At 43.6% G+C, this 8,090-nt stretch carries 7 protein-coding genes; 3 read left to right on the top strand and 4 right to left on the bottom strand.

What is annotated here, in order from left to right:
- From QZZ43_RS11980 to QZZ43_RS11970, 3 genes are all read left to right on the top strand, one after another.
- On the top strand, positions 1–771 hold a 771-nt coding region (locus QZZ43_RS11980), incomplete at its 5' end, for a dihydroorotate dehydrogenase-like protein (protein ID WP_291859545.1).
- A gap of 173 nt (positions 772–944) precedes the next feature.
- Entirely contained in the window at positions 945–1,883 is a 939-nt protein-coding gene (locus QZZ43_RS11975; RefSeq protein ID WP_291859543.1) for a hypothetical protein, read from the top strand.
- A 101-nt stretch (positions 1,884–1,984) separates the two neighbouring features.
- Positions 1,985–2,464 carry a hypothetical protein gene (locus QZZ43_RS11970; RefSeq protein ID WP_291859542.1) on the top strand — a complete coding sequence of 160 codons (480 nt, stop codon included), beginning with the start codon at positions 1,985–1,987 and terminating at the stop codon, positions 2,462–2,464.
- Here the strand turns inward: QZZ43_RS11970 and uvrA are convergent.
- The 4 genes from uvrA to QZZ43_RS11950 form a co-directional block, all read right to left on the bottom strand.
- Complete coding sequence (uvrA, locus tag QZZ43_RS11965; RefSeq protein ID WP_291859540.1) at positions 2,461–5,271, bottom strand: excinuclease ABC subunit UvrA; 2,811 nt, start codon at positions 5,269–5,271, stop codon at positions 2,461–2,463. The two genes, QZZ43_RS11970 and uvrA, sit on opposite strands and share 4 nt — an antisense overlap.
- Positions 5,272–5,326: 55 nt before the next feature.
- Complete coding sequence (locus tag QZZ43_RS11960; RefSeq protein WP_291859538.1) at positions 5,327–6,397, bottom strand: AMP-binding protein; 1,071 nt, start codon at positions 6,395–6,397, stop codon at positions 5,327–5,329.
- A gap of 24 nt (positions 6,398–6,421) precedes the next feature.
- Positions 6,422–7,462, bottom strand: coding sequence for an o-succinylbenzoate synthase (locus QZZ43_RS11955; protein ID WP_291859537.1), 1,041 nt, complete (start codon positions 7,460–7,462; stop codon positions 6,422–6,424).
- A gap of 190 nt (positions 7,463–7,652) precedes the next feature.
- Positions 7,653–8,090 (bottom strand): UbiA family prenyltransferase (locus QZZ43_RS11950; RefSeq protein WP_291859534.1); only part of this gene is annotated, 438 nt, incomplete at its 5' end.

Genomic DNA, 8,090 nt, shown 5'->3' with positions numbered 1-8,090 from the left:
GATTATGTTCGGGAATACACACGAGACAATTCCGTTTCGGCATATCTGAAATTGATAGAGGAAGCCAAGGCAGCAGTTGATATCCCGGTGATTGCCAGTATCAACTGTTTTTCTGCGGACGAATGGGTGAATTTTGCCCAGGAAATTGAAAAAGCCGGTGCCGATGCCCTTGAGTTGAATGTTTTCAGGGTTAATACTGATAAAAACAGCGAAGCCGGGGCTTACGAAAATATTTATTTTCAAATTGCGGAAAATGTGAGTAATGTACTTTCTATTCCGGTGTCTATGAAATTGGGACCCTATTTCTCCGACCTCGTACGTGTTATTGACCGCCTTTCCGTTTCAGGAGCTAAAGGGGTGGTGTTATTCAATCGTTTTTATGAGCCCGATATCGATATTCATACGATGACACTGACATCTGCAGAAGTTTTTAGTACGCCTTCTGATATCCGTCAATCGTTGCGCTGGGTGGCCATTGTCAGTTCCAAAATAAACAAGATGGATATTGCCGCATCTACAGGTATTCACGATGGAACAGCAGTCGTAAAGCAACTGCTTGCCGGGGCTTCTGCCACGCAGGTTTGCTCCTCTATTTATAAAAACGGGCCTGAAGTGATTACACGAATGGTGGAGTTCCTTGAAAGCTGGATGGAAGAACATAACTTTTCAGTTATTGGTGACTTTAAAGGGAAAATGAGTTATCGAAATATGAAAAATCCTGCGCTTTATGAAAGAGCTCAGTTCATGAAGTATTTCTCCAAATTTGAATAGACCTTTCTTTCGGGTAACGGGTTACTATCCGGGAAAATGTATCGCACATCTTTCTGATTCTTACTTCGGTCAAAATATCTTTCGTTTTTTTGATCGTCGTGGAGAAAAGTAATAAATTGTGGAAATAAAAAAATAAGCGGCAACGGTTTTTTGCGCTTCAATCTGTTATACCTATGACCAAAGTTTTACAAAAAGCTTCTTCTTTTATCCGAATGGTAACCCTTAGCGGTCTTGTTCTGACTTCTTTTGCTTGTAATTCTGGCACTAAAAAGGATTCCGGCAACTCAGAAAAGAATATCATTGAATCGGTGCCAATGAACGAACAGTTGGTCGATGATTTGAATAAGTCAAAGTTGATTTTTTATTCGTTGCCTTCTCCATTGGAAACAGCCATGCTCATAAAGCGGGCAGGAGCTGGTTTTGACCCTGACATCCTGAATCCGCTGGAAAATATCTCCAAATACAATACGAATTTCAAGATGGCTCTGAATCTCGGGATTTATAGTGCTGACCTTAGTTATGCCAGTCTTTTCGACCAGTCACAAACCATTATTCAATATATGGGGAATGCCCGTAATCTTGCTGATAATCTGGGAATTCTAGGGGCTATTGATGAGGAGACCATTCGTGAGTTGGAAGAGAATATGAATAACCGGGAAGTGGTTATGAATATTATCTCTGAGACTTATATGAATTCCAATGCTTATCTCTCTGAAAATAACCGGGCGGCCGTATCGGTTATTGTGCTTGCCGGAGGATGGATTGAAGGATTGTATCTTGCCACTTCCCTTACCAGGAGGGATGTTCAAAACAACAAAAAACTTGTTGAACGCATTCTTTACCAAAAGCTTTCCCTGGTGACGCTTCAGAATATGATGGAAACATACAGAAATGAGAATTCTGATATTGACCGGCTATTGATTGAAATGCAAGAGCTTTCTGAGATTTTTGACAAGGTAACCATTGTGAATACTTCTGAAGTGGAGGCGCTTACTGATACTGCGAGTAAGGTGACCACTATCAAAGCAAAAAGTGAAATTGAGATATCACCAGACGATTACAATCTGCTTTGTGAAAAAATTGCTGAGCTAAGGAACAATTTTATTTCCTGATTGAACGTTCGTTTATTTACTGAAGCTTTGAAGCAAGGTTATACCTGACACCAGGGTGTTAGCTTTTTTACAACCATTTAAAATAAACCACTTTGTTACTGATGCAAAAAGAGGGCCTTAGAAAATATCGCATCAAAAGAAAGAGCAACCGCTTTATAATCGGGGGGCTTGTCTTGTTGCTGGGGCTTTTTGTTTCTTTAAATACTTTTGCTCAGTGTGTCGGTTTTGCTAAAGCAGTTGTTAAGCCCGGCTTATCGCCCTATCTGCACGATGGAAACTATAATTCCACCATTCTTGGCGAGGGAGAAACTATTGTATTAAGAAAAACCATTTTCGAAGGTCAAAAATACCGTCTGATAGCTCAGGGAGTCCCTGAACTACCCGGGATTCACTTTCGGGTGCTTGATGCCGACTCGGGCCTTTTGTTCGACAACGCCACGGTGGAATATGCTTCCCGGTGGGATTTTGATGTTCAGACTACCCGCACCATACAGGTTGAAGTAACTGTGTTGGAAGATGAAAATCCCGAATTCTCAACCGGGGGCTGTGTGGCCATTCTGTTTGGCCTTGAGATGGATTAGGTGAGGTAAGGTTTCAGATATCTGCCTGTATGTCCCAGTTCTGCATTTACCAAATCTTCAGGCTTCCCTGCAAAAACAAGGTTTCCACCGGCATTTCCGCCTTCAGGCCCAAGATCTGTAATCCAGTCGGCCGACTTAATGACTTCCATATTGTGTTCCACCACCAGAACTGTATGTCCTTTTTCTATGAGTGCTTCAAAGGCTTTTAATAGTTTTTGGATATCGTGAAAATGCAGACCGGTAGTAGGCTCGTCAAAAATAAAAAGGGTTGGTTCTGTTTTTTCCAGTGCAAGAAATGAGGCCAGTTTTATTCGCTGACTTTCTCCTCCACTCAATGTGCTTGATGCTTGCCCCAGATGTACATAACCCAGTCCAACGTCCGCCAGAGGCTGCAATTTGTTGGCAATGCGTCTCTCGGTATTCCCCTCGGCTTCTTTGAAGAAATCGATGCTTTGGTTGACGGTCATCTCCAGGATATCATGAATGTTTTTACCTCTGTAGGCAATATCCAGCACTTCGGGTTTGAATCGTTTCCCCTGACAACTCTCGCAGGTAAGAACAATGTCGGCCATAAACTGCATCTCAATCTTGATGGTTCCTTCGCCCTGGCATTCGTCACAACGGCCGCCATCCACGTTGAATGAAAAATGTGCCGGTTTCAGTCCGTTAACTTTTGACTGTTTCTGGTCGGCCATCAGTTTGCGTATTTCATCGTATGCTTTGAGATAGGTGGCCGGATTGGAACGTGAAGATTTTCCGATGGGATTCTGATCTATGAATTCCACATCAGAAATAGCACTGGTTGCCCCTTTCAGCAGGTCAAATTCGCCTGTTTTGTCAGCATAACCGCCTTTAATCTTTTTCAACGCCGGATAAAGTACTTTTTTTACCAGCGACGATTTGCCAGAGCCGCTCACCCCGGTGATTACATGCAATATATTAAGCGGAATTTTAATATTCAGGTTTTTGAGGTTGTTTTCTCTGGCTCCGATAATTTCAAGTGCATTGTTCCATGAACGACGTGAACTTGGAATTTCAATTTTCCGGGTGCCGTTAAGGTACTGTGTGGTCAGACTTTCCGGGGTTGCTTCCAGCTCTCTGAAATTGCCCTGAAACACTACCTCACCACCATGTTGACCGGCACGGGGACCGATGTCAATGATTTCATCGGCAGCCCTGATGATTTCTTCATCGTGCTCTACCACAATTACGGTATTTCCCAGCTTTTTAAGATGCTGAAGTACGTTGATGAGCAGATTTGTATCGCGTGGGTGAAGGCCGATGCTGGGCTCGTCAAGAATATAAAGTGAGCCTACGAGGCTGCTGCCCAGTGATGTAGCTAGGTTTATGCGCTGACTTTCACCGCCCGAGAGGGTGGCAGAGAGCCTGTTAAGCGTCAGGTAACCCAATCCCACGTTATTGAGAAACCGCAGGCGTGAAGTGATTTCTATCAGGAGCCGTTTTGAAATTTTTTGTTCGTGGTCGGTGAGTTCTACTTGGTCGAAAAAAACCGCCAGTTCCGATACGGGCATCAATACCAGTTCATGAATGCTTTTGCCATTAACTTTAACGTACATGGCCTCTTTTTTCAGCCGGGTACCCTGACAATCGGGGCAGGTGGTTTTCCCGCGGTAACGCGATAGCATCACCCTGAACTGGATTTTATATTGTTTGGCTTCCAGATGTTTAAAAAACTTGTTCAGTCCGTGGAAATAGCGATTTCCCTTCCATAACAACTGTCGTTGTTCCTGCGTGAGTTCGTAATAGGGTTTATGAACCGGAAAATCGAACTTATGGGCATTATTTACCAGCACATTTTTCCATTCTCCCATTTTTTCACCACGCCAGCAGGCGATGGCATCATCGTAAATGGATAAGTTTTTATTGGGGATGACCAAATCTTCGTCAATGCCAATTACGTTGCCAAATCCTTCGCAGGTAGGGCAGGCGCCAATGGGATTGTTGAAGGAGAATGTATGTTCGGTGGGTTCTTCGAAGATGATTCCGTCTGCTTCAAAATGGTTTGAAAAGGAATATGTTTTGAGACTATCCTCTAAAAATACTTTTATCAGGCACTCTCCACGGCCTTCGTAAAAGGCAGTCTGAATTGAATCTGCCATCCGGGATTCATTGTCTTCATTGTCTTTGAGGACACTGATGCGGTCGATAACAAGATTGGTGTCCCGGCATTCGCCAAGTAGCTTTTCATCGGTCAGTAACTCCTCAATTCTCAGGAATTTTCCTTCCGACTCCACACGGCTGAAGCCTTGTTGTTGGAGAATGGAAAGATGGTCGGCACAGGAACGATTTTCGGGGGTGACTATCCTTGCCAGGATGGCCATTTTTGTACTCTCTTTGTATTGATTTACGAAGTCGATAACATCATCAACCTGATGTTTTTTTACCTCCTTGCCCGAAACGGGCGAGAAAGTCCGGCCAATTCGTGCATAAAGCAGCTTGAGGTAATCGTATATTTCGGTGGAAGTGCCTACCGTAGAACGCGGGTTGCGGGTATTAACTTTTTGTTCGATGGCAATGGCAGGCGGAATACCTTTGATGTAATCTACTTCCGGCTTGTCCAGGCGCCCCAGAAACTGACGGGCATAGGAGCTGAGACTCTCCACATAGCGTCTTTGACCTTCAGCATAAAGGGTGTCGAATGCCAGAGAACTTTTTCCGGATCCCGATACACCTGTGATAACGATGAACTGATTGCGGGGGATATCTAAATTGATGTTTTTCAGGTTGTGAACCCGTGCCCCCTTTATGCTTATGTATTTTGATGCTGTTGCTTTGGTTTTTCCCATTTCTCACTTCAAATTGACCTGCAAAGATATCAAAGATGACGGGAAATAACCAGATTCAGATGTTCAATATTCTCTTGATTTTTCCATTTTCCGTTCGTGGCAGTGGATTGCGGATAATTATTTTTCGGGGGACATGATGAGGTGGAACCATTTTCCGGATCTCGTTCAGTAAATGATTCTCATCTTGTGGCGGTTTTTCCGTTACCAGAACCAGTTCCTGTCCCAGCTGAGGGTGTGGTAGAGAAGAGATGAAAAATGGACAGGAGATTAATTCCACAATTTGGGCTTCGAGTTCTTCGGGTGAGATCTTTATTCCTCCTGAATTGATGATGTTGTCGATTCTGCCTAAAATCCTGAATTTTCCATTGTTTGTCATTTCTGCAAGGTCGTTGGTTACGATGGTGCCTTCTGTAATTCCCGGAGCATCAATGGTGAGGCATCCACGGTTGTCGGACAGAATCGTCACATTTGGCAGGGGAGTAAAATATTTTTCTTTTTTGGTGCCGTTGATTGGACGGAGAGCTACGTGCGAGAGAGTTTCTGTCATTCCATAAGTTTCCCATGCTTCGAATGGCTGGTGCAGAAGTTGTTTGGTTAGCCCTTCGCCCACAACACTGCCTCCCAGAATTACTGTTTTTAACAATTGCATTTTTTTCTGGTTTTTTCGCAGTTCGTTACTCATCTGAAACGGTGTAAGTGCGGCAAAATCCACCGGGTGTTGAAGCGAACTAAGCGGAGTACCGGAAACGGAAACCGGAATTAAATTCAGATTTCCTGCAAAAGCCCGAACCACCATCATCTTTCCGGCAATGTAGTCACATGGAAGGCACAATAAAGCGGTTTGTCCTTCTATTAAATTGAAAAAAAACAAAGTGTTGAAAGCTGATTGCAGCAAAGCTGATTTGGCAACTTTTATTGTTTTTGGGCTTCCCGTAGAACCGGAAGTTTTCACCACCACAAAGGGGACATCGTTGAGCCACTCTGAAAGGAAACGATAGAAGGATTTTTCCCAAGCAGGCAACCCGTTTACCTGAAGTTTTTTGTTACACAGCGCCAATAACTCACCGTCAGTGTATGGAGTGCCGGAAATAGTTAGGGAAGAATAATTTTTGAAATCCTTCTGCATTTGTTTTACTTATTTTGGGTCTGTTTACTTTTGTGGTGAAACTTGTTTTTCTGTCCACAGTTCCCCTTTTCTGATCTTTAATGGCGAATCAAGGTTATTGGAAAAAACCTGACCTGTTCCCAAACCTTGTGGCAAGGAATTGTTGAGGGTGGACGTCCACTGGGCAATGGCATTTAATCCGGTGTTGCTCTCAAGTGCAGAAGTAATCCACCAACCGACATCGTTTTTTTCTGCGATGGTAATCCACTCTTCGGATGCCCGAAAACCGCCGGTGAGGCTGGGTTTTAGAATGATATACTGAGGTTTGATGGTGGAGACCATTTTCTGTTTTTCTTCCACGTCGGTGATGCCAATCAGTTCCTCGTCCAGAGCAATGGGCAGAGGGGTTGTTTCACATAGTCGGGCCATCTCCTGCCATTGTCCTGCTTTTATAGGTTGCTCAATGGAATGAATACTGAGGTTGGCCAGACGTTCCAGCATAACAGGTGCCTCTGCAAACGAGAAAGCTCCATTAGCATCGACTCTCAGTTCCAGTTCATCAGAGTGATAGCTTCTTCTCAGATTTTTAAGAATTTGGTACTCTTGTTCGAAATCAATGGCTCCAATTTTCATTTTCAGACAGTGGAAGCCGGCTTTTAGTTTTTCTGCTATCTGTTTCTTCATTTCATCGGGGCTGCCCATCCAAATCAGTCCGTTGATGGGAATACCTTTTTCGCCTTTGGTGAAAGGGCCGGGGAAAAGAATTTTTTTTGCTCCTTCTTGAAGGTCCAGGAAGGCGGTTTCCAAGGCAAAACGGATGGCAGGCCAAGGGGCCAGACTGGCATGAAAATTGGTTCTCAGGGCATTAATATTCTGGCATACTTCTCTTAGTTTGGCTTCAATTTCAGGACGGTCATCGGGACTTAGTTTTGGCAGAACGGAACATTCTCCAATTCCTTTTTTTTCAGGATGCTTCTCCTCCCAAACAGAAATAAACCAACTTGGTTTCTCGGTAAGCACACCCCGGGATGTGCCACCGGGCGCATTGAATATGAGTTTGTATGGTCGAAAGGATGCTTTTAGCATTTATCTTTTTGGTTTTAATAAACTGTAAACAACCGTCATAGCCTGGGCCTGCCTTAAGAGGTTTGAGATGTAATGCGTGTTTGACAGAACAGGCTGATCTCTTGAATATACCTTATATGGTTTAATCTCTTTTTATATCTTATGTTTCTTATATGGTTTAAATACGTCCATTTTAAGTGTTTTCATTCAATTAGATTAAAAAGATACCAATTCCGTAAAGAAGAACAAAGAGTAAAGTGCCAATGGACAAATTTCTCAATTCAGGATCCAGTTTGGTGGAAGGGGCATCGAACCGGAAAATGGCAAAGATATTTTTAATGTATAGTGGGAGGGATAAAACGGCCAGCCATCCTCCTGTTCGTGATTCAAATGAAATAAGCCAGATAAGCATTGCTGTCCAGCCCAGCGTAATCAGAAAGAAGTGATACCAGGCAGCATTCTTGCGTCCCATCATCACCGGAAGAGTTTTTTTACCGCTTTTTTTGTCACTTTCAATGTCACGGGTATTGTTGAGATTCAATACTCCGGTGCTGAATAACCCAACCGCTGTGGCGGGAAGCAGGATTGGCCATTCCCAGGTTCCCGAATGCAGAAAGAAGGTACCTCCCACACCCATCAAGCCAAAGAA

The organism is Marinilabilia sp., from assembly GCF_016278715.1.
Classification (GTDB): Bacteria; Bacteroidota; Bacteroidia; order Bacteroidales; family Marinilabiliaceae; genus Marinilabilia.
This window is presented reverse-complemented; position numbering and strand designations above follow the sequence as displayed.